Origin of the sequence: Allobosea sp. LjRoot237 (assembly GCF_964253285.1) — a bacterium.
In the GTDB taxonomy this organism is placed as follows: Bacteria; Pseudomonadota; Alphaproteobacteria; order Rhizobiales; family Beijerinckiaceae; genus Allobosea.
In genome coordinates this window covers 1,218,659-1,236,380 of record NZ_CAXUQP020000001.1, presented here as the reverse complement: position 1 = coordinate 1,236,380, position 17,722 = coordinate 1,218,659, and the positions used below count along the sequence as shown (strand labels likewise).

Genomic DNA, 17,722 nt, shown 5'->3' with positions numbered 1-17,722 from the left:
ATGGCGGATGCTTCGCTCCGGCGTCGCCTGGTTCCGCTCGCCGCGCGGACACTGGCGAAGCTGCGCGCAGGCTGGACGAAGGCTGCATCGGCATTTTCGAACGTCCTCGCGCCGCTGCGACGCCTGCCCGATCGGTCGCTGCGCCCGATCGCGCGCATCATGCCCAAGGGGCTCTATCCGCGCGCCCTCGTCATCGTCATCGCGCCGGTCGTGCTGCTTCAGTCAGTCGTTGCCTATGTCTTCATGGAGCGGCACTGGCAGACGGTGACGCAGCGGCTTTCCTCGGCGGTCGCCTCCGAGATATCGACCCTCATCGACGTCTATGAGAGCTATCCGCAGGACAATCAGGCGACGATCCTCGGCCGCATCGCCGAGGAGAGGCTCGGCATGGATGTCGAGATCCTGCCCGACACCGACCTCCCGGCGCCCGGCCCTCGGCCCTTCTTCTCCCTGCTCGACAGCGCGCTCTCGGCCGAGCTCGCCCAGCAGGTCAGGCGCCCGTTCTGGCTCGACACGGTCGGACGCTCCAGCCTGATCGAGATCCGCATCAAGCTCGGCAAGGACGTGATGCGGGTACTGACCCGCCGCAGCCAGGCCTATGCCTCGAACAGCCACATCTTCCTGCTCTGGATGATCGGCACCTCGCTGATCCTGCTCACCATCGCGGTGCTGTTCCTGCGCAACCAGATCCGGCCGATCCTGCGCCTCGCCGATGCCGCCGAGGCCTTCGGCAAGGGCCGCGACGCCGATTTCCGGCCGCGCGGCGCGAGCGAGGTACGCCGCGCCGGCAATGCCTTCATCGAGATGAAGCGCCGTGTCGAGCGTTCGATCGGCGAGCGCACCATGATGCTGAACGGCGTCAGCCACGACCTGCGCACCATCCTGACCCGCTTCAAGCTCTCGCTTGCCCTGCTCGACCGCTCGCCCGATCTCGAAGCTCTTGAGAAGGATGTCGACGAGATGAGCCGCATGCTCGAGGACTATCTCGCCTTCGCCCGCGGCGATGCCGGCGAGGCGCCGGTCGAGGCCGACATCCGGGCGCTGCTCGAAACATTGAAGGCCGATGCCGAGCGGCAGGGTCACCAGACCGAGCTCACCGTCATCGGCGACCCGCTGGTCGTGGTCCGGCCCGACGCGATCCGGCGCCTGCTCACCAATCTGGTCTCGAATGCCGCGCGCTTCGGCGACCGCATCGCCATCCGCGCCACCCATGACGCGCGCTATCTGATCGTGACGGTCGACGACGACGGACCAGGCATCGCGCCGGAATTGCGCGAGGACGTGTTCAAGCCGTTCTTCCGTATTGACGAAGCGCGCAATGTCGATGGCGGCGGCACAGGCCTCGGCCTCGCCATCGCCCGCAACATCGCCCGCTCGCATGGCGGCGACATCATCCTCGGCGAGTCACCGCTGGGCGGCCTGCGCGCGACGGTCAGGCTGCCGGTCTAGGGTCGGCGCACGGAGCCGCGCCGTCTTTCCGGGGCTTTGCGCAGCAAAGAGCCCGGAACCCATGAACACCGGCCACTTCGCCATAAAGACGCGGCGATCACCGCGTCATCGGGAAGCGTGGTGTTCATGGGTTCCGAGCTCGCGCCTTCGGCGCGCCCCGGAATGACGGGCTCAGCTAGTGGCGCCAAAGGGCCTTGCGAGCCGTGTCGTTCACCCGCTCGACGTCGCTGCGCGACAGGGCGATATCGGAGAGCGCCTGATCGTCCATGCTGTAGAGCGTGCGCGCACTGGCGCGCTGCGTGAGCCAGTCCTCGAAGCGAAGGAACAGGCCGGTGAGTCCGTGCGCAGTATGCTGCGTCGCGGAGAACGAAAGATTTTCTGTGGCGGTCGTGGCCGACATGGCGGCCTCCTTTGGCAAGTTCTATGCCCAGAATTTGGGGATTGCAGCGCTCTGAAGCAAATGAGAAGTTCTTTGCCTTAGCCCAAGCAGAACTTGGCCACGCCATGATCCGCCGCCACCTGCCGCCCCTGACCTCGCTGCGCGCCTTCGAGGCCGCGGCACGGCATCTCAACTACGAGCGGGCGGGCAACGAGCTCGCTGTCACCGCCAGCGCCGTCGGCCAACAAATCAAGACCCTCGAAGCCTGGCTTCGCCGTCCGCTCTTCACGCGCTTGCCGAGCAAGGGTGTCGCGCTGACTGCGCTCGGCCAGCGCTATGCCGCCTCGATCTCGCTACTGCTCGACCAGCTCGACGAGGCCACGGCCCGGGCACTGCGACCCGACGCGGCCAATGTGATCACGGTCAGCACCATGCCGAGCTTCGCCTTGAGCTGGTTGATCCCACGACTCGGCTCGCTCAAGCAGCGTCACCCCGAGCTGGAAGTGCGCATCTCGGTGTCGCTGCACCTCACCGATTTCGCCCGCGAGGATGTCGACATCGCGGTCCGCTATGGGCGGGGTGCCTATGCCGGCCTGCTCTCGGAACTCTTGATGACCGAGACCTTTTTCCCCGTCTGCAATGCCGCGCTCCTCAACGATCCCGAGCGACCGTTGCGCCAGCCGTCGGACCTGCGCCATCACACCTTGCTGCACGAACTGGCCGAAGGCATTCCGGAATATGTAACCTGGCGGCAATGGCTCACCTTCGCCGGCGTCGACGACATCGACGCGACACATGGCCCACGCTTCTCGCACACCTTCCTTGCCTTGCAGGCCGCCGCCTCCGGCCAAGGCGTCGCCTTGGCTACCAGCGCCTTGATCGGCGACTATCTCGAAGCCGGGCGTCTCGTCCGCCCCTTCCCGCAGCAGCTGCCCGGTGGCTCCCAGTACTATGTGGTCTGCCCCGAGGCCGTAGCGGAGCGGCCGGCGATCGCAGCCTTCCGCGGCTGGATCCATGAAGAGGCCGCCAAGTATGCGAACCTGCGCTGACCATTCAAGCCCGCGATAAGACGCTGCCCCGATGCGCTCGCCCCCAAATGGGGCTGGCGCGCAGGCACTGCGCTCCTCATGATCGGAAACGACGCATCGGCCGGCCGATGGACAAGGGGGAAGCAGATGATCGCGATGATGAGACGGTTGCTGCTTTCGACGCTGTTGGCGCTGCTGCCTTGCGCCGCCACGGCGGAGGAAGTGGTCGAGCTCGGTGGCTTTTTCGGTGGCGGCAAGGCATTGCTCAACAAGCCTGCCGGCAAGGCTCGTGCCGGGGTCGTGCTGTTGACCGGTGGCGACGGCTATATCGGCATCGGCGGCGACGGTAGTGTCGAGCGCAGCGGCAACTGGATCGTCCGGACTCGCGCCGCCTATGCCAGGAGCGGCATTGCCAGTATCACGCTCGACGGCGGCGCCGATCCGAACAAGGCGATCGAGCTGATGCGTACCATCGCGTCGCGTGTCGTCGTCGTCGCGATGAGCCGCGGCGCGCTGAAGGTGCCCGGCACGCTCTCTGCCCGGCCCGACGGAATCGTCTTCGCCTCGGCCATGCTGGACGCCGCCAAGCCTTCGCTCGGCGATCCCGCCGGACTGCCGCCGACGCTGATCATCCAGCATCGCCAGGACAGCTGCCGCGTGACGTTGCCGGAATCGGCGGTCGCCTTCCAGCAATGGACCGGCAATCGCGCCCGCCTGCTCTGGATCGACGGTGGCACCTCCACAGGCGACCCCTGCCAGGCGCGCGCCTATCACGGCTTCATCGGCCGCGAGGGCGCCGTCGTCTCGGCAATCACCGGCTTCGTCGGCTCGCTGCGCTAGAGCAGTCCCAGCAGAAGTACGCAGCGGTTTTGCGGCCGGAATTGCGTCAGAACAATGCGCTGACTTTCAGTGCTCGGGCCTGATAACCGGCAGCTGCTGCAGCCGGCTGGCGGCATAATCCAGGAAGGCACGCACCTTCAGCTGGAGGTGCTGCCCGCTCGGCACGACGAGCTGGACCGGCGCTGCCGGCGGCTCCCACTCCCGCATCACCCGCACCAGCGTGCCGGCCTCGAGATCCGGCGCGACCTGATAGGACAGAGCGCGTGCGATGCCACGACCGGAGCGCGCCGCGATCAACGCCGCCTCGACCTCGTTGACGATCAGGCGCGGTGTCACCGTCACGGTTGCGCTGCGCGCGCCGCCGGCGAAGCGCCAGAGCATGGTCTGGCCGGCAGCGATGCTGGCGATGGTGTCGTGGTCTACCAGATCGGCTGGCCGCATCGGCATGCCGCGGCGCTCCAGATAGGCCGGTGCCGCGACCAGCACGCGCCTGACTTCGCCGACCTTGCGCGCCACCAGCCGCGAGTTCGGCAAGGCGCCGATCCGAACCGCGAGATGCAGCCCCTCCTCGATCAGGTCGAGATTGCGGTCGGCCAGCACCAGCTCGATCTGGATCTCCGGGTGCAGGTCGAGGAAATCGGCCACGACCGGCGTGACATGACGTCGGCCAAAGGCCAGCGGCGCCGTGATCCTGACCAGGCCGCGCATCGGCGCCGCGGTCACGCCGGAGAGGGAGGCATCGTATTCGGCGAGGATGTTGCGGGCCGACGCTGCGAGCTCCCGCCCCGCCTCGGTCGCCATCAATTGCCGGGTCGTGCGCGCGATCAGCCTGACGCCGGCGCGTTCCTCCAGCGCTGCGAGGGCCCGCGTCACCGCCGGCCGCGAACGCCGGAGCTGGCGCGCCGCTCCGGCGAGGCTGCCTGTGTCGATGATCGCCACGAAGATGGCGAGCTCGTCGAGCCGATCCACAATCATTCCATCAGAGGGAATTCTGATTTGCCAACCTATCAGCTATCGCTCAATTCCTGAAACAATCACAGTCCGCTTCGCACAATCGCGAGGCCCTGATGACCCAAGCCAAGATCACGCTGCACGGCACCGCCCTGTCGGGCCATACCCACCGCGTCGAGCTCCTGCTGCGCGCGCTCGGTCTTGATTTCGACTTCGTTCCGGCCCCTGCCGAGGTCCGCCGTACCGAGGCATTCCGGACGACGCTCAACCCGCTCGGCCAGATCCCAGTGCTGCAGGACGGCGATCTCGCCCTCGCCGACAGCAATGCGATCATGGTCTATCTCGCGAAGCGCTACGCACCGCAGAGCGACTGGTTTCCGGCCGATCCGGTCGCCGCCGCGCAGGTGCAGCGCTGGCTCTCGATCGCCGCCGGCGAGGTCATGCACGGTCCGTCGATCGCCCGGATGATCGCGCAGTTCGGCTTCCCCGACGACCCGGCGCGGGCAGAGCGTATCGCGGCCCGGCTGCTCGCTTTCATGGAGGCGCATCTCGCTAGCCGCAGTTACCTCGCCGCCGAACACCCGACGCTCGCCGACCTTGCCTGTTATTCCTATGTGGCGCACGCGCCGGAAGGCGGCATTCCGCTCGACCCCTATCCGGCAGTGCGGGCCTGGATCGCACGTATCGAGGCCCTGCCCTTCTTCAAGCCGATCCCGCCATCACCCATCCCCGTGAAGGGCTGACGCCATGGACGCCTCTCCGTTCCACGAAGGTGAACTCGAGGCGCAGGCACGCGCCGGCGAGAGTTCGCGCGGGGCTGGCATCCGCGACTTCATGCCCGACCAACACCGCGATTTCTTCGCGCTGCTGCCCTACCTCTTCGCGGCGGGACGCGATGCACAGGGCAAGCCGATCGCGACGGTCCTCACCGGGTCGGAGGGCTTCGTCACGAGCGCGGCACCCGACGAACTCGCCGTCGCTGCCCTGCCCGCTCTCGGCGATCCCGCCGATGCGGCTCTGAGTGCCGGCGCGCCGATCGGCCTGCTCGGGCTCGACCTGCGCACCCGCCGTCGCAATCGGGCCAACGGCGTCGTCAGCGAGCGTGACGGCAACGGGCTGCGGGTCGCCGTGACGCAGAGCTTCGGCAACTGCGCCAAGTACATCCAGCAGAGGCAGCACGAGCTCGTGCCAGCCGCTGCGGCTGCGACCGAAGAGCTCGGCAGCCTCGACGCGGCAACCAGCGCCCTGATCGCGCAGGCTGACACGCTCTTCATCGCCAGCGGCTCGGAGAGCGGGCTCGACGTCTCGCATCGCGGCGGCAGGCCGGGCTTCGTCCGGATCGAGGACGGACGGCTGACCGTGCCGGACTTCGCCGGCAACAGCTATTTCAACACCTTCGGCAACCTGTTGCGCGAGCCGGCGACAGCCCTGCTCTTCATCGACTTTGCCAAGGGCGACCTGCTGCAGTTGCAGGGCATGGCGGAGATCGTCTGGGGCGGGCCGGAGCTGGCCGGGCTCGATGGCGCCAAGCGCCTGCTGCATGTCGAGGTAACACGCGCCTGGCGGCGCAAGGCGGCACTGCCCTTTCGCTGGGCTGAGCCCGAGCCGGCACAGACCACGCTGGCGACCGGGACCTGGCGGCACCACGAAGCCGCCTGACGGGTGGCCTCAGAAGAGGCGCCCGCCCTTGGGCACCTCGAGCGAGGGGCCGATCAGCACGACCTCGCCGTCGGCATCCGGCACGCCCAATGTCAGCACCTCCGACATGAACTTGCCGATCTGGCGCGGCGGGAAGTTCACCACCGCCAGCACCTGCCGGCCCGCGAGATCCTCGGGCCGGTAGTGCTTGGTGATCTGCGCCGATGATTTCTTGCGGCCGATCGTGCCGCCGAAATCGATCACCAGCTTGATCGCCGGCTTGCGCGCTTCAGGAAAGGGAGCGGCTTCGACGATGGTGCCGACACGGACGTCGACCTTGAGGAAATCGTCGAAGCCGATCTCTGCGGCGATCTCGGTAGGCTCGCTCAAAATTCCTCCCAGCCGCGATCGCCGCCATTGGCGACCTTGCGCGCGGCGCTGCCATGAGTCTGGACGGGCGCCGCGGCGCGCGCTGGGCGCAGCGCAGGCGCCGCAGCCTGCGCCATCTTGCCTGCCATCGCCTTCAAGGCAACCACGTCGCCGCCGAGCCGGAAGCGCCCGACCAGTGCCGCGAGCCTGTCGGCCTCCTGGGCGAGTGCCTGCGAGGCGGCGGTCGACTGCTCGGCCATGGCGGCGTTCTGCTGCGTCGCCTGGTCCATCTCGTTGACCGCGGTGTTGACCTCCTGCAGCCCGGTCGCCTGCTCCTGCGCGGCCAAGGCGATCTCGGCGACCAGCGAGGTGGCCCGGGTGATCTCGCCGGACATCCGCTCCAGCGCCGTTCCGGTCTGCCCGACCAACGCGACGCCCTTCTCGACCTCGATCGAGGAAGCCGTGATCAGCCCCTTGATCTCCTTGGCCGCGTCGGCCGAGCGCTGGGCGAGCGCGCGGACCTCGGAGGCGACGACCGCGAAGCCCTTGCCGGCATCGCCGGCTCGGGCCGCCTCGACCGAGGCGTTGAGCGCGAGCAGGTTGGTCTGGAAGGCGATCTCGTCGATGACACCGACGATCTGCGAGATCTCGTCGGAGGATTTCTCGATGCCGCTCATGGCGGCGACGGCCTCACGGACGATCTGGCCCGACTGCTCGGCTTCGCCCTTGACCTGGGTCGTCGCATGGCTCGCCTGGCGCGCGCCCTCGGCGGTCTGGCGCACGGTCGCGGTCAGCTGGTCGAGCGCGGTCGCGGTCTCCTCGACCGAGGAGGCCTGCTGCTCGGTACGGCTGGCGAGGTCGTCGGCCGCCTGGCTGATCTCGCCCGCGCCCGCCTTCATGCTTTCCGTATTTGTCGCGATCTGACGCATCGTCTCTTCGAGATGCGCCATCGCGGCGTTGAAGTCGTCCTTGAGCTTGGCGTATTCGGCGCTGAACGCAGCCTCGATCCGGTAGGTCAGGTCGCCCTCGGTCAGGCGCTCGAGCCCGGCGCCGAGTGCATCGACGACGACGGCCTGCTTCTTCGCCTCCTCGCCGCGCTGCGCCTCGTTGAGGCTCCGCTGCGTATCGGCTGCCCGGCGCTGCTCGCCGGCATCAGCTTCGGCCTGGGCCTTCTCGGCCTCGACCTGCTCCTTCATCAGCGCCGCGTCGCGGAAGACCACGAGCGCACGAGCCATGCTGCCGACCTCGTCCTGGCGTTCCTGATAGGCGATCGGGGCCTTGAGGTCGCCGGCTGCCAGCGCGCTCATATTGCCGGCGATCGCGTGCAACATCCCGGAGGCGCGGCGGCTCAGCACGACGACGAGACCGAGCAGCAGCAGCGCCAGAGGCACCAGCACGATCGCGACATCCTTGATCATGCCGTAGAAGGCCGCGTCGACGGCGTGGACGTGCATGCCGGTGCCGATCGCCCACTGCCATTTCGGCACGCCGGCCACATAGGAGATCTTCAGCGAGGGATCCTTGTCGCCAATCTTCACCCAGATGTAGTCGGCGAAACCAGCGCCCTTCAGCCGCGCGGTGTCGGTCAGTTCCTTGACGAAGAGCTTGCCGGTCGGGTCCTTGAGCGCCGACATGTCGGTGCCGACCAGCTTCGCGTTCGCATGGGCGATGTTGGTGCCGTCATAGCGGATGACGAAGAAGTAGTTGCCGTCGTCGAAGCGGGCATTGGCAATCGCATCGAGCGCGAGCTTCTGCGCGTCGGCGTCCTTGAGCTCGCCCTTCTCCACCTTCGCCACATAGGCGTTCACTGTGGAGGCGGCGGCCTCGACCGCATTCTTCACCTCAGCCCGCTTGAGGTCGAGCATGTCGATGCGTGCCTGCCGAAGCGTCACGGCAACACTCGCGATCGCGACGACCGCGGCCAGGATCGCGACCAGCCCGAACGAGCGGCTGATCGACAGCGCAGTAAGCTTCTTCAACAATGACATGAGCGCCCCTCACGAACGTGATTCCTCACATTCGTCAGAAGCGGCTAATACTCGCTTAACGCTGCCACGATTTTGCCGCAATCTCTGGTTGCCAGTGACAACCAGAGATTGTCGTCAGATCGCCGGCGCGTAGTCGTCGCTCTCCTCGCCGCTCATGCGCTCGCGCCGCGGCGTGCGCCGGACGCCCGAGCAGAGCGAGCGGGCAAGCCCGCGCAGTGGCGCCGTCAGCCGGTGGACGTCCTCGACGCGCGCCATGATCTGGCCTGCCGTCTTCAGCTCGCGGTCGAGCTTCGCCATCGTGCGCGAGAGCTCGGGTTCGTCGTCCTCGAGCCAGGTGTCGAGCACGCGCGCCATCAGCAACGTCGCGCCGCGGACACGGACGGAGCCGAGGTCGTCCTCGGTCGGGATTCCAGCCGAAGCGAGCAGATAGCGCCAGGAATTCATGGAGTTGCGCCCGAGCGCGGCGAGCGCCAAAGGCTGGCGCCGCAGATGCGGCATCAACGCCTTCAGGCCGGCCTTGTAGGGTGCAAGCGCATCGAGCCGGCGCATCACCAAGTCGAAGACCCGTTCCTTATAGGATTCCTCCATCAAATCTTCGGAGCTGCCGGCGAGGACTGCATCGTCGAGAATGCGGCCGAGGCCGCCGAGGATCGCGAGCTTGGAGGGGAAGAGCCCGCGCAGCTCGGCGAGGCTGATGCCGGCTTCGCGGGCGATCGCCGGCAGTTCGATCTCGTCCCAGCCTTGTGTCGCGGCCAACCGGAACAGCGCATCGACCACGGCGCGCCGCGGATCTGGCTTCGCGGCGGGTTTGTCAGCTTCGGGTGAAACGGGTTTGCGCGCCATCGGGGTCTCTCCTGTCGCGAGCTGCTAGAGCAGGATGCGAAAAAGTGGGAACCGGCTTTTTCGCAAGAATCCTGCTCTAACTTTTTGATAAGAGACGGATTCCGACTTCAGATAGCATCGCTTTACGATGTCATCTGAAGTCATCCGGCTCTAGAGAAGCTAGGCCTTGCACGGGCTGGTTGAAAGGCCGTCTCAGCCGGAAAGCTCCTCGGCGCGGCGTTTGGCGGCAGCGACCGCGCGTCGCATCAGCGGCGCGAGGCCGTTATCGGCCATCAACACCTCCAGCGCTGCAGCGGTCGTGCCGCCGGGCGAGGTCACGTTCTGGCGCAGCGTCGCCGGCGGCAAAGGCGACTGGAACAGCATCTCGCCCGCGCCTTCGACGGTGGCGCGTGCCAACCGCTCGGCGAGGTCGGCAGGCAGGCCGGCGGCGGTGCCAGCCGCGGCCAGGCATTCGACCATGTTGAAGACATAGGCCGGCCCGGAGCCCGAGACGGCGGTGACGGCGTCGATCAGCCCTTCATCCGAGAGCCATTCGACTTTGCCGACACCGGCAAGCAGTGCATCCGCCAGCTGCCGCTGCCCCTCGCTGACGCCCTGCCCCGCCGCAGCAGCGGTGACGCCACGCCTGACCGCGGCCGGCAGGTTCGGCATGGCGCGGATGATCGCACTGGCATTGGGCAGGCGAGCCGAGAGATCGCCGAGTGTCTTGCCGGCGAGGATCGAGATCAGGAGCGTCTTCGGGCCGATCAGCGCCTGGACGGACGGTGCGGCCGTGTCGAGCATCTGCGGCTTGGTCGCCAGCACGACCACCTCGGCGGCAGCTGGCGCAGGTGGGTTGACTGTCATGCCCTCGGCCGCGGCAAGGGCTTGCATGTCGTCCGAGATATGCGGGTCGATCAGCGTGATCCCCGCCCCTTTCACGCCGATGCGCAGCCAGCCCTCGAGCATGGCGCCACCCATCTTGCCGGCACCGACGAGGGTGAGGGTTTGCGGAAGCGGGCTGGGCATGGCGTCTCTCCGGTCGATGCGCGGTTACGCACGGACCTGAACCGCCAAGCGCGGCCCGGGTCAAGCCCGGGCCCCGCCGGGCTTCACGCTTCGCCGACCGTCTCCAGCAGCGCGCCTTCGAGTGCCTCTCGCGCGCTCTTGCCGGCCCAGACCACGAACTGGAAGGCCTGGTAATAGCGCTCGCAGGCGTCGATCGCCGCCTTGATCAGCCCGGCGGCCTGCTCCTCGGTCGGCTCGGCTCCCCCGGAAAGCAGCAGCGCATGGCGATACATCACCACGTTCTCGCGGCTCCAGAGGTCGAAGTGCCCGAGCCAGAGCTGCTCGTTGACGAGGCTGACAAGGTTCATGACCTCGTTGCGCCGTCGATCCGGCACCTTGAGGTCGAAGGCGCAGGCGATGTGGAGCGACTCCACTTCCGAGAGCCAGGTGATCGCGACATGATAGTCGGCCCAACCGCCGGTGACGGAGACGGAGAGCTCGTCATCGCTGTCGCGATCGAAGCTCCAATCGTTCAGCGAGGCGAGGCGTTCGATGAGGTCGAGGGGATTGGAGGGGCGTTCGGTTTCGGTATCCAGGTCAAGGTCCATCATGCCCAAGGTCCAACAGCCGGCATCTGACCTTCAAGGCAGGCGCGGCTTGTCTGAGAACGGGTACACGGCGACTGGAAAAGCGTAAGGCACACAACCCGACAAGAAAGCCGCTAAGCGGCCTCCATTCCGTCGAACCACCCCTAAGGCAGGGCCGAACGACGAATCACCTCTCTTCATCGACGATAGCGCAGGCCGGTTAACCCGCCCACAACGCGATGCAGGCTCTGCGGATTCGGACGTCGGCTCAATCCCTCCGTGCGACTGTCCACAGCGCGCACCGGAATGACCTCACTCTTTTGCCGCGCGCGCCTCGAGCGCCGCCAGCCGGGCCGCGAGCTTGTCGTTCTCCTCGCGCGCCAGCAGCGCCATCTCGCGCACCGCCTCGAATTCCTCACGCGTCACCACATCGAGATCGCGCAGCAGCCGCTCAATCTGGGTCTTGACCACGGTCTCGACCTCGCGACGCACGCCCTGCGCCGCGCCGGCCGCATCGGTCGCCAGCCGGGCGATGTCATCGAGGATACGGTTGGACGTGCTGACCATCGAAGCTCTCCGGCGGGCGCCCCATGCGCCTGCCGGAGATATGGCGAAGGAGCGTCCACAGCGCAATCACCGTGGCACGACGGGCTCGTCTTTGCCCTCGCCTGCCCTATCTGGACCTGACCGATCGTTGCGCCTACAACGAGCGCCGCAGGGAAGACCAGCAATCCGAGCCCAAACAAAAGGGCGGGAGGCGTCACAATGTCGGTTCGTTCTTACGGCCTCGTTCTGGGGCCGCTCGTCGCGCTTGCGCTCGCAGGCTGCCAGGAAACCACCACCGTGGCGCGGCCGCGCGTCGATGCGCCGGGCGTCCCGGTCTCAGTGCAGAGCATCTCGGGCGCGCCCGACCAGGTGACGGCGCATTTCGCCGGCCTGCTCGGCGAGGCAGCGGCCGAGCGCAAGATGGAGATCGTCCCCGGCGACAAGCCAGCCCGCTTCCGGGTGCGCGGCTATCTTACCGCCCAGCCGACCGAGGACGGACAAACCGCCCTCGCTTTCGTCTGGGACGTCTATGACGAGAGCAAGAAGCGGGCGCAGCGCGTCCAGGGCGAGAGCCTCGGCCGCCGCGGCGGCAGCTCCGATCCCTGGGCCGGCATCGACCAGACCATCGTCGCCAAGGCCGCGTCCGAATCGGCCGACGCGATCGCGAGTTTCCTGACCACGGCACCGGTGCCCGAGCCGAAGCCTGAAGCAAAGAGCAAGACGCGCACCGCCCAGGCAGCTCCCGACAAGAAACGCTAGAAGTCCGGCTCCCGGCACAGGCACGCCTTCGGCGTCGAACGCGCCGCAGATGTCCCGCGCAACGTGCATCGCCTCCGGTGCAGTGCAGCATTTGCATGGGGACGCCGCGCCTCCTCGGTCGACTCGGCGTCATCACGCTGTTATGAGCCCTTCGAAACTGAGCCGCCCCCGCTCGGACGGCTCGCCTTGACCCGCGTTTCTGGTGCGCCCGGCATGCCCTCTACCTTCAAAGTCGTCGCCGGCAATTCCAACCGCGCCCTCGCCGAAGCCATCTGCGGCCATCTCGACGTCCCACTCGCCCGGGCCCAGGTCCGGCGCTTCGCCGACATGGAGATCTTCGTCGAGATCCAGGAGAACGTCCGCGGACAGGATGTCTTCATCATCCAGTCGACCTCGTTCCCGACCAATGACCACCTGATGGAGCTGCTGATCATCACCGATGCGCTGCGCCGCTCCTCGGCGAGACGCATCACGGCGGTGATCCCCTATTTCGGCTATGCCCGACAGGACCGGCGCGCCTCAGGCCGTACCCCGATCTCGGCCAAGCTCGTCGCCAACCTGATCACCCATGCCGGTGTCGACCGCGTGCTGACGCTCGACCTGCACGCCGGCCAGATCCAGGGCTTCTTCGATATCCCGACCGACAACCTGTTCGGCGCCCCGCTGATGGCGCGCGACATCAAGGACCGGCTCGACTGGAAGAACGCCATGGTCGTCTCACCGGACGTCGGCGGCGTCGTTAGGGCGCGCGCGCTCGCCAAGCGCATCGACGCCCAGCTCGCCATCGTCGACAAGCGCCGCGACCGGCCGGGCGAATCCGAGGTGATGAACATCATCGGTTCGGTCGAGGGCCGCTCCTGCATCCTGCTCGACGATATCGTCGATTCCGGTGGCACGCTGGTGAACGCCGCCGAGGCCCTGCTCGATCAGGGCGCCAAGGAGGTCTACGCCTATATCACCCATGGCGTTCTCTCGGGCGGCGCCGTGGCGCGCATCGCCTCCTCCAAGCTGAAAGAGCTGGTGATCACCGACTCGATCATGCCGACCGAGGCGGTGAAGGTCGCGCGCAACATCCGCGTCATCTCGATCGCCGGGCTGATGGGCGAGGCGATCGAGCGCACGGCGAGCGAGTCGAGCGTCTCCAGCCTGTTCGACTGAGCGACGGAGGCCCTCTGCCGTGATGTCATGGCTCGGAAACGCGCCGTCATCCCGGGCGGCCGAAGGTCGACCCGGGATCCATCGTAGAACTCCGCGCTCTACGATGGATCCCGGAGCTCCGCTGCGCTGCGTCCGGGATGACGCCGCTGTGTTGGCTGAACTCACATGAACGAAACCCGCGCCCTCGTCCTCTTCTCAGGCGGCCAGGATTCCACCGTCGCCCTGGCCTGGGCGCTGGAGCGCTTCGCCGCCGTCGAGACCGTCGGCTTCGACTACGGCCAGCGCCATCGCATCGAGCTTGCCTGCCGCGAAACGATCCGGATCAGGCTTCCCGGGTTGTCATCGGTCTATGCCGAACGGCTGGGGCCGGATCATCTTCTCGATCTCAAGACGCTCGGCGCGATCTCGGACACCGCGCTCACCAGCGAAAGCGAGATCGCCTTCACTGATGCCGGCCTGCCGACGACCTTCGTTCCCGGCCGCAACCTGATCTTCCTGACCTTCGCGGCGGCGCTGGCCTACCGCCGCGATTGCAAGCACATCGTGCTCGGCGTCTGCGAGACCGATTACTCCGGCTATCCCGACTGCCGCGACGACACGATCAAGGCGATGCAGGTCGCCCTTGGTCTCGGGCTCGACCGCCGGTTCGTGCTGCACACGCCGCTGATGTGGCGCGACAAGGCCCAGACCTTCGCCCTGGCCAAGGAGTTGGGCGGCGAGGCGTTGCTCGACCTTGTGGTCGAGGAGAGCCATAGCTGCTATCTCGGCGATCGAACGAAACGGCATGCCTGGGGCTATGGCTGCGGCCATTGCCCGGCCTGCGACTTGCGAGCCAGGGGCTTTGCGGCCTATGAGACCGCGCCGAACGACAGCGGACCGAACCATGACGATTGATCGGCAACGCCGTATAGAGGGCCTCATCGCCCTCGCCCTCTTCACCCTCACCATCCCGCTCGCCAACTGGCTGATCGGCAATGTCGGCACGGTCTGCGTGCCGGGTGGCCCCTGCCTCGTCCCGGTCGCTCCCGGGATCAAGGCACCGAGCGGCGTGCTGATGGTCGGGCTCGCGCTCGTCCTGCGCGACATCGTCCAGCGTCGCCTCGGACCACTGGCAGGCCTCGGCGCGATCGCGATCGGCGCCCTGATCTCCGGGCTGCTGGCGCCGCCCGCCATCGTCCTGGCCTCGACGGCCGCCTTCCTGCTCTCCGAACTCGCCGACTTTGCGATCTATACCCCGCTCCAGCGCCGTAATTTCGTCGCCGCCGTCGCTGCCTCGAGCGTTTTCGGCCTCGTGGTCGACAGCTTCGTCTTCCTCTGGCTCGCTTTCGGCAGCCTCGACTTCCTGACCGGCCAGATCATCGGCAAGGCCTGGATGGTGCTGCTCGCGCTGCCGCTGATGCATTTACTGCGTCGGCGTGACGAGCGGATCGGGCTCGCTCCCGCCTGAAGACTGCAAAAGCCGACAATTCGATCTAAGGGCGAAACTGCGGTTTCACGCCCCTGCGGCATGATGGCGCCTCCCGTCCGCCGAGTGCCACGATGCGCCGTCACGATTCCGTCGAGCGTCTGCAATCCCTGCAAAACGCCATCCTGGAATCGATCGCGCGCGGTGAGGAACTGGCGGCGATCATGACGACGCTCTGCGAGCAGGTCGAAGTGCTCGCGCCTGGCGTAGTCTGCTCCGTCGTCGCCATCGACGACGCGTTCAGGCTGCGCCCGCTTGCTGCCCCCAGCCTGCCGCATTCCTATGGCGAGGCGATCAACGGCATACCGATCGGCCCGCACGTCGGCTCCTGCGGGACGGCGATCTATCGCAAGCATCCGGTCGAGGTGACCAACATCGCCACCGACCCGCATTGGGAAGATTATCGCGAACTCGTCCTGCCGCTCGGCCTGCGCGCCTGCTGGTCGAGCCCGATCGCAGCGCGCGACGGCCGGGTCGTCGGCAGCTTCGCCTTCTATTATCGCGAGCCGCGCGGCGCGACGCCGTTCGAGCGCCGGATCGTCGAGACCTGCGTCCATCTCTGCGCCATCGCGATCGAGCACGAGGAGGTCAATGCCCGTAATCACCGCCTCGCCTATTTCGATACGCTGACCGGGCTGCCGAACCGGGCCCGCTTCAACGAGGCGATCGCCAAGGCAACGAGCCGGTCCCGGCCCGGCTTCGGGCTGATGTTGATCGACATCGATCACCTCAAGGCGATCAACGATACGATGGGTCATGCCGTCGGCGACTTGCTGATCGAAGCCGTCGGCTCGCGGCTTGCTGCGGTGGCGCCAGATGGAACGGCATTCAGGATCGGCGGCGATGAATTCGCCGTCCTCCTGCCCGGCTGCGACAAGGCCGGGCCATTGCGCGGCGTGGCCAGCGCTATCCTCGGCGCAATGCAGGGGCCGCTCGACTGCGAGGGGACGACCATCGTCCCCAGCGTCACGATCGGCGGGGCCATCGCCGGGGAAGACGGCGCCGACAGCGTCACCTTGCGCCAGAATGCCGACTTCGCGCTCTACCACGCCAAGGAAACCCGGCGCGGTGGCTATGTCCGTTTCAAGGACGGCCTGCGCACCGCGATGACCCGCCGGATCCAGACGGTCCGAACCGTGGACGAGGCGCTGAGCGCAGGGCGCCTCATACCCTACTATCAGCCCGTCATCCGGCTCGACACCGGCGAGATCACCGGTTTGGAGGCCCTGGCGCGACTGCGTCTCGACGACGGCCGTGTCGTGGCGGCCGGCGAATTCCAGGATGCCCTGCTCGACCCCAAGCTAGCCTATCGCATCTCGGGCCAGATGCTGGCCGCGATCACGGTCGACATGGCGCAATGGCTGCGCGAGGGCCTGCCCATCCGCTATGTCGGCATCAACGTCACCTCCGCCGACTTCCAGAAGGGCGACCTTGTTCAACGCATCGTCAGGGCTTTCGAGCGGGTGCAGATTCCACTGGAGCATCTGGTCGTCGAGATCACCGAGCAGGTGATCATGGGCGGACGCCGCGACGGCGTCGCGCGCACCATGGCGGCCTTGCGCGAACGCGGCATCATGGTCGCGCTCGACGACTTTGGCACCGGTTTCGCCTCGCTCACCCATTTGCTCGACTTCCCGGTCGACGCGATCAAGATCGACCGTTCCTTCGTCGGGAGCATCGATGGCGGAAAGAGAAGCGCTGCGATCGTCGAGGCGCTCATCGGCATCGCAGGCCGGCTCGGCATGCGGCTCGTGGCGGAAGGCATCGAGACCGAGAGCCAGGCACGGCGCCTGGCCACGATGGGTTGCCCGCTCGGCCAAGGCTATCACTATTCACGGCCGATGCCGGCCGAAGCGGTCGCCGCCTTCGTTCGCAGCTTCGCGCGCCCGGCGCCAGTCGCCATCTCGCATTCGGCCGCCACGGCGGCCTGAATCGGCCTGCGGGCTTGAGATTGTCCGCGGTTTCGCCTATGAGCCTGCTCGCGTCCCACTGACACCCTTGGAGGCAGGGACGCGAACCGCAATGGCCGCCCGCTGGCGGCCATGTCTTTTAAAAAGCTAAGGATCAAACACATGACCGCCGTGAAGCAGATTCAGGCTTCGGCGCGCGCCCAGGTCGGCAAGGGGGCCGCCCGGGAAGTTCGTCGCCAGGGCCTCACTCCCGCCGTGATCTATGGCGCGGGCGAAACGCCCCTGGCCATCGCGCTCGATGCCAACAAGACCCGCCAGATGATCTACGCTGGTCACTTCCTGACGACGCTGTTCGAGATCGACGTCGACGGCAAGAAGACGCGCGTCATCCCGCGCGACTACCAGCTCGACCCGGTCAAGGATTTCCCGATCCATGTCGACTTCCTGCGCATCGCTGCCGGCCAGACCATCAAGGTCGAGGTTCCGCTGCACGTCGTCGGCCAGGAGCAGTCGCCGGGCCTGAAGAGCGGCGGCACCCTCCAGATCGTCGAGCACTCGCTCGAGATCGAAGTCGCCCCCGAGAGCATCCCCGAATTCATCGAGGTCTCGGTTGCCGGCCTCGAGGTTGGTGATACGCTCCACAGCGACGCGCTCAAGCTGCCGGCGGGCGTCAGCCTGACCTCGACGAAGGATCGGACCCTGGTCACGATCATTCCGCCGACGGTCGAGGCCGAGGAGCCTGCCGCTGCCGAGGGCGAAGCCGAAGCCGCCAAGGCCTGAGCTTTACGTTCCCCGCGGAACGAACGCTTGCAGACGGCCGGGCAT

The 17,722-nt window shown here is 67.1% G+C and carries 19 protein-coding genes; 11 read left to right on the top strand and 8 right to left on the bottom strand.

The annotated features are described in order from the left end of the window. Positions 1-1,449, top strand: a complete 1,449-nt coding sequence (locus tag ACSQ24_RS05935) for an ATP-binding protein (protein WP_436093793.1) — start codon at positions 1-3, stop codon at positions 1,447-1,449. A gap of 175 nt (positions 1,450-1,624) precedes the next feature. Here the strand turns inward: ACSQ24_RS05935 and ACSQ24_RS05930 are convergent, their stop codons facing one another. Next, a complete protein-coding gene (locus ACSQ24_RS05930) occupies positions 1,625-1,849 on the bottom strand; it encodes a DUF1127 domain-containing protein (protein WP_436093792.1) in 225 nt (74 codons plus the stop codon). 104 nt (positions 1,850-1,953) lie between these two features. Between ACSQ24_RS05930 and ACSQ24_RS05925 the strand changes: the two genes are divergently transcribed. Beyond that, positions 1,954-2,877, top strand: coding sequence for a transcriptional regulator GcvA (locus ACSQ24_RS05925; RefSeq protein ID WP_436093791.1), 924 nt, complete (start codon positions 1,954-1,956; stop codon positions 2,875-2,877). 126 nt (positions 2,878-3,003) lie between these two features. Next, on the top strand, positions 3,004-3,696 hold the full coding sequence (locus ACSQ24_RS05920; RefSeq protein WP_436093790.1) for an alpha/beta hydrolase: 693 nt from the start codon (positions 3,004-3,006) through the stop codon (positions 3,694-3,696). Between the two features lie 66 nt (positions 3,697-3,762). Here the strand turns inward: ACSQ24_RS05920 and ACSQ24_RS05915 are convergent, their stop codons facing one another. After that, entirely contained in the window at positions 3,763-4,665 is a 903-nt protein-coding gene (locus tag ACSQ24_RS05915; RefSeq protein ID WP_436093789.1) for a LysR family transcriptional regulator, read from the bottom strand. 98 nt (positions 4,666-4,763) lie between these two features. Between ACSQ24_RS05915 and ACSQ24_RS05910 the strand changes: the two genes are divergently transcribed. Both ACSQ24_RS05910 and ACSQ24_RS05905 read left to right on the top strand, forming a co-directional pair. Next, positions 4,764-5,390, top strand: a complete 627-nt coding sequence (locus ACSQ24_RS05910; RefSeq protein ID WP_436093788.1) for a glutathione S-transferase family protein — start codon at positions 4,764-4,766, stop codon at positions 5,388-5,390. 4 nt (positions 5,391-5,394) lie between these two features. Next, positions 5,395-6,306 (top strand): pyridoxamine 5'-phosphate oxidase family protein, encoded by a 912-nt coding sequence (locus ACSQ24_RS05905; RefSeq protein WP_436093787.1) that lies wholly within the window; start codon positions 5,395-5,397, stop codon positions 6,304-6,306. Between the two features lie 9 nt (positions 6,307-6,315). Here ACSQ24_RS05905 and ACSQ24_RS05900 read toward each other — a convergent pair whose 3' ends face one another. From ACSQ24_RS05900 to ACSQ24_RS05875, 6 genes are all read right to left on the bottom strand, one after another. Then, positions 6,316-6,678 (bottom strand): tRNA-binding protein, encoded by a 363-nt coding sequence (locus ACSQ24_RS05900; RefSeq protein WP_436097830.1) that lies wholly within the window; start codon positions 6,676-6,678, stop codon positions 6,316-6,318. After that, positions 6,672-8,642 carry a methyl-accepting chemotaxis protein gene (locus ACSQ24_RS05895; RefSeq protein WP_436093786.1) on the bottom strand — a complete coding sequence of 657 codons (1,971 nt, stop codon included), beginning with the start codon at positions 8,640-8,642 and terminating at the stop codon, positions 6,672-6,674. Before ACSQ24_RS05895 ends, ACSQ24_RS05900 begins: the two co-directional genes overlap by 7 nt. Positions 8,643-8,756: 114 nt before the next feature. After that, positions 8,757-9,485, bottom strand: coding sequence for a TetR/AcrR family transcriptional regulator (locus tag ACSQ24_RS05890; RefSeq protein WP_436093785.1), 729 nt, complete (start codon positions 9,483-9,485; stop codon positions 8,757-8,759). A 192-nt stretch (positions 9,486-9,677) separates the two neighbouring features. Next, a complete protein-coding gene (gene proC, locus ACSQ24_RS05885) occupies positions 9,678-10,493 on the bottom strand; it encodes a pyrroline-5-carboxylate reductase (protein WP_436093784.1) in 816 nt (271 codons plus the stop codon). Positions 10,494-10,576: 83 nt separating this feature from the next. Continuing rightward, positions 10,577-11,083 carry a YbjN domain-containing protein gene (locus ACSQ24_RS05880; protein WP_110488800.1) on the bottom strand — a complete coding sequence of 169 codons (507 nt, stop codon included), beginning with the start codon at positions 11,081-11,083 and terminating at the stop codon, positions 10,577-10,579. A 288-nt stretch (positions 11,084-11,371) separates the two neighbouring features. Next, positions 11,372-11,626 carry an accessory factor UbiK family protein gene (locus ACSQ24_RS05875; RefSeq protein ID WP_436093783.1) on the bottom strand — a complete coding sequence of 85 codons (255 nt, stop codon included), beginning with the start codon at positions 11,624-11,626 and terminating at the stop codon, positions 11,372-11,374. A 198-nt stretch (positions 11,627-11,824) separates the two neighbouring features. Here ACSQ24_RS05875 and ACSQ24_RS05870 point away from each other — a divergent pair, with 198 nt between their 5' ends. The 6 genes from ACSQ24_RS05870 to ACSQ24_RS05845 all read left to right on the top strand — a co-directional run bounded on the left by ACSQ24_RS05870 (position 11,825) and on the right by ACSQ24_RS05845 (position 17,677). Next, a complete protein-coding gene (locus tag ACSQ24_RS05870) occupies positions 11,825-12,364 on the top strand; it encodes a hypothetical protein (protein ID WP_436093782.1) in 540 nt (179 codons plus the stop codon). A 213-nt stretch (positions 12,365-12,577) separates the two neighbouring features. After that, on the top strand, positions 12,578-13,522 hold the full coding sequence (locus tag ACSQ24_RS05865; protein WP_284172832.1) for a ribose-phosphate pyrophosphokinase: 945 nt from the start codon (positions 12,578-12,580) through the stop codon (positions 13,520-13,522). A 165-nt stretch (positions 13,523-13,687) separates the two neighbouring features. Beyond that, complete coding sequence (gene queC / locus ACSQ24_RS05860; protein WP_436093781.1) at positions 13,688-14,416, top strand: 7-cyano-7-deazaguanine synthase QueC; 729 nt, start codon at positions 13,688-13,690, stop codon at positions 14,414-14,416. Beyond that, complete coding sequence (locus ACSQ24_RS05855; RefSeq protein WP_436093780.1) at positions 14,406-14,969, top strand: VUT family protein; 564 nt, start codon at positions 14,406-14,408, stop codon at positions 14,967-14,969. Before queC ends, ACSQ24_RS05855 begins: the two co-directional genes overlap by 11 nt. A 92-nt stretch (positions 14,970-15,061) precedes the next feature. Next, positions 15,062-16,918, top strand: a complete 1,857-nt coding sequence (locus tag ACSQ24_RS05850) for a putative bifunctional diguanylate cyclase/phosphodiesterase (RefSeq protein ID WP_436093779.1) — start codon at positions 15,062-15,064, stop codon at positions 16,916-16,918. A 141-nt stretch (positions 16,919-17,059) separates the two neighbouring features. Continuing rightward, positions 17,060-17,677: a 50S ribosomal protein L25/general stress protein Ctc gene (locus tag ACSQ24_RS05845; protein WP_436093778.1), complete on the top strand. Its 618-nt coding sequence runs from the start codon at positions 17,060-17,062 to the stop codon at positions 17,675-17,677. The last annotated feature ends 45 nt before the right edge of the window (positions 17,678-17,722 follow it).

Coding starts and splice junctions, on each gene's coding strand:
- queC (WP_436093781.1), top strand. CDS start 13,688: ATGAACGAAACCCGCGCCCTCGTCCTCTTCTCAGGCGGCCAGGATTCC.
- ACSQ24_RS05845 (WP_436093778.1), top strand. CDS start 17,060: ATGACCGCCGTGAAGCAGATTCAGGCTTCGGCGCGCGCCCAGGTCGGC.
- ACSQ24_RS05935 (WP_436093793.1), top strand. CDS start 1: ATGGCGGATGCTTCGCTCCGGCGTCGCCTGGTTCCGCTCGCCGCGCGG.
- ACSQ24_RS05910 (WP_436093788.1), top strand. CDS start 4,764: ATGACCCAAGCCAAGATCACGCTGCACGGCACCGCCCTGTCGGGCCAT.
- ACSQ24_RS05895 (WP_436093786.1), bottom strand. CDS start 8,642: ATGTCATTGTTGAAGAAGCTTACTGCGCTGTCGATCAGCCGCTCGTTC.
- ACSQ24_RS05875 (WP_436093783.1), bottom strand. CDS start 11,626: ATGGTCAGCACGTCCAACCGTATCCTCGATGACATCGCCCGGCTGGCG.
- ACSQ24_RS05850 (WP_436093779.1), top strand. CDS start 15,062: ATGCGCCGTCACGATTCCGTCGAGCGTCTGCAATCCCTGCAAAACGCC.
- ACSQ24_RS05865 (WP_284172832.1), top strand. CDS start 12,578: ATGCCCTCTACCTTCAAAGTCGTCGCCGGCAATTCCAACCGCGCCCTC.
- ACSQ24_RS05870 (WP_436093782.1), top strand. CDS start 11,825: ATGTCGGTTCGTTCTTACGGCCTCGTTCTGGGGCCGCTCGTCGCGCTT.
- ACSQ24_RS05880 (WP_110488800.1), bottom strand. CDS start 11,083: ATGATGGACCTTGACCTGGATACCGAAACCGAACGCCCCTCCAATCCC.
- ACSQ24_RS05855 (WP_436093780.1), top strand. CDS start 14,406: ATGACGATTGATCGGCAACGCCGTATAGAGGGCCTCATCGCCCTCGCC.
- ACSQ24_RS05890 (WP_436093785.1), bottom strand. CDS start 9,485: ATGGCGCGCAAACCCGTTTCACCCGAAGCTGACAAACCCGCCGCGAAG.
- ACSQ24_RS05920 (WP_436093790.1), top strand. CDS start 3,004: ATGATCGCGATGATGAGACGGTTGCTGCTTTCGACGCTGTTGGCGCTG.
- proC (WP_436093784.1), bottom strand. CDS start 10,493: ATGCCCAGCCCGCTTCCGCAAACCCTCACCCTCGTCGGTGCCGGCAAG.
- ACSQ24_RS05905 (WP_436093787.1), top strand. CDS start 5,395: ATGGACGCCTCTCCGTTCCACGAAGGTGAACTCGAGGCGCAGGCACGC.
- ACSQ24_RS05930 (WP_436093792.1), bottom strand. CDS start 1,849: ATGTCGGCCACGACCGCCACAGAAAATCTTTCGTTCTCCGCGACGCAG.
- ACSQ24_RS05925 (WP_436093791.1), top strand. CDS start 1,954: ATGATCCGCCGCCACCTGCCGCCCCTGACCTCGCTGCGCGCCTTCGAG.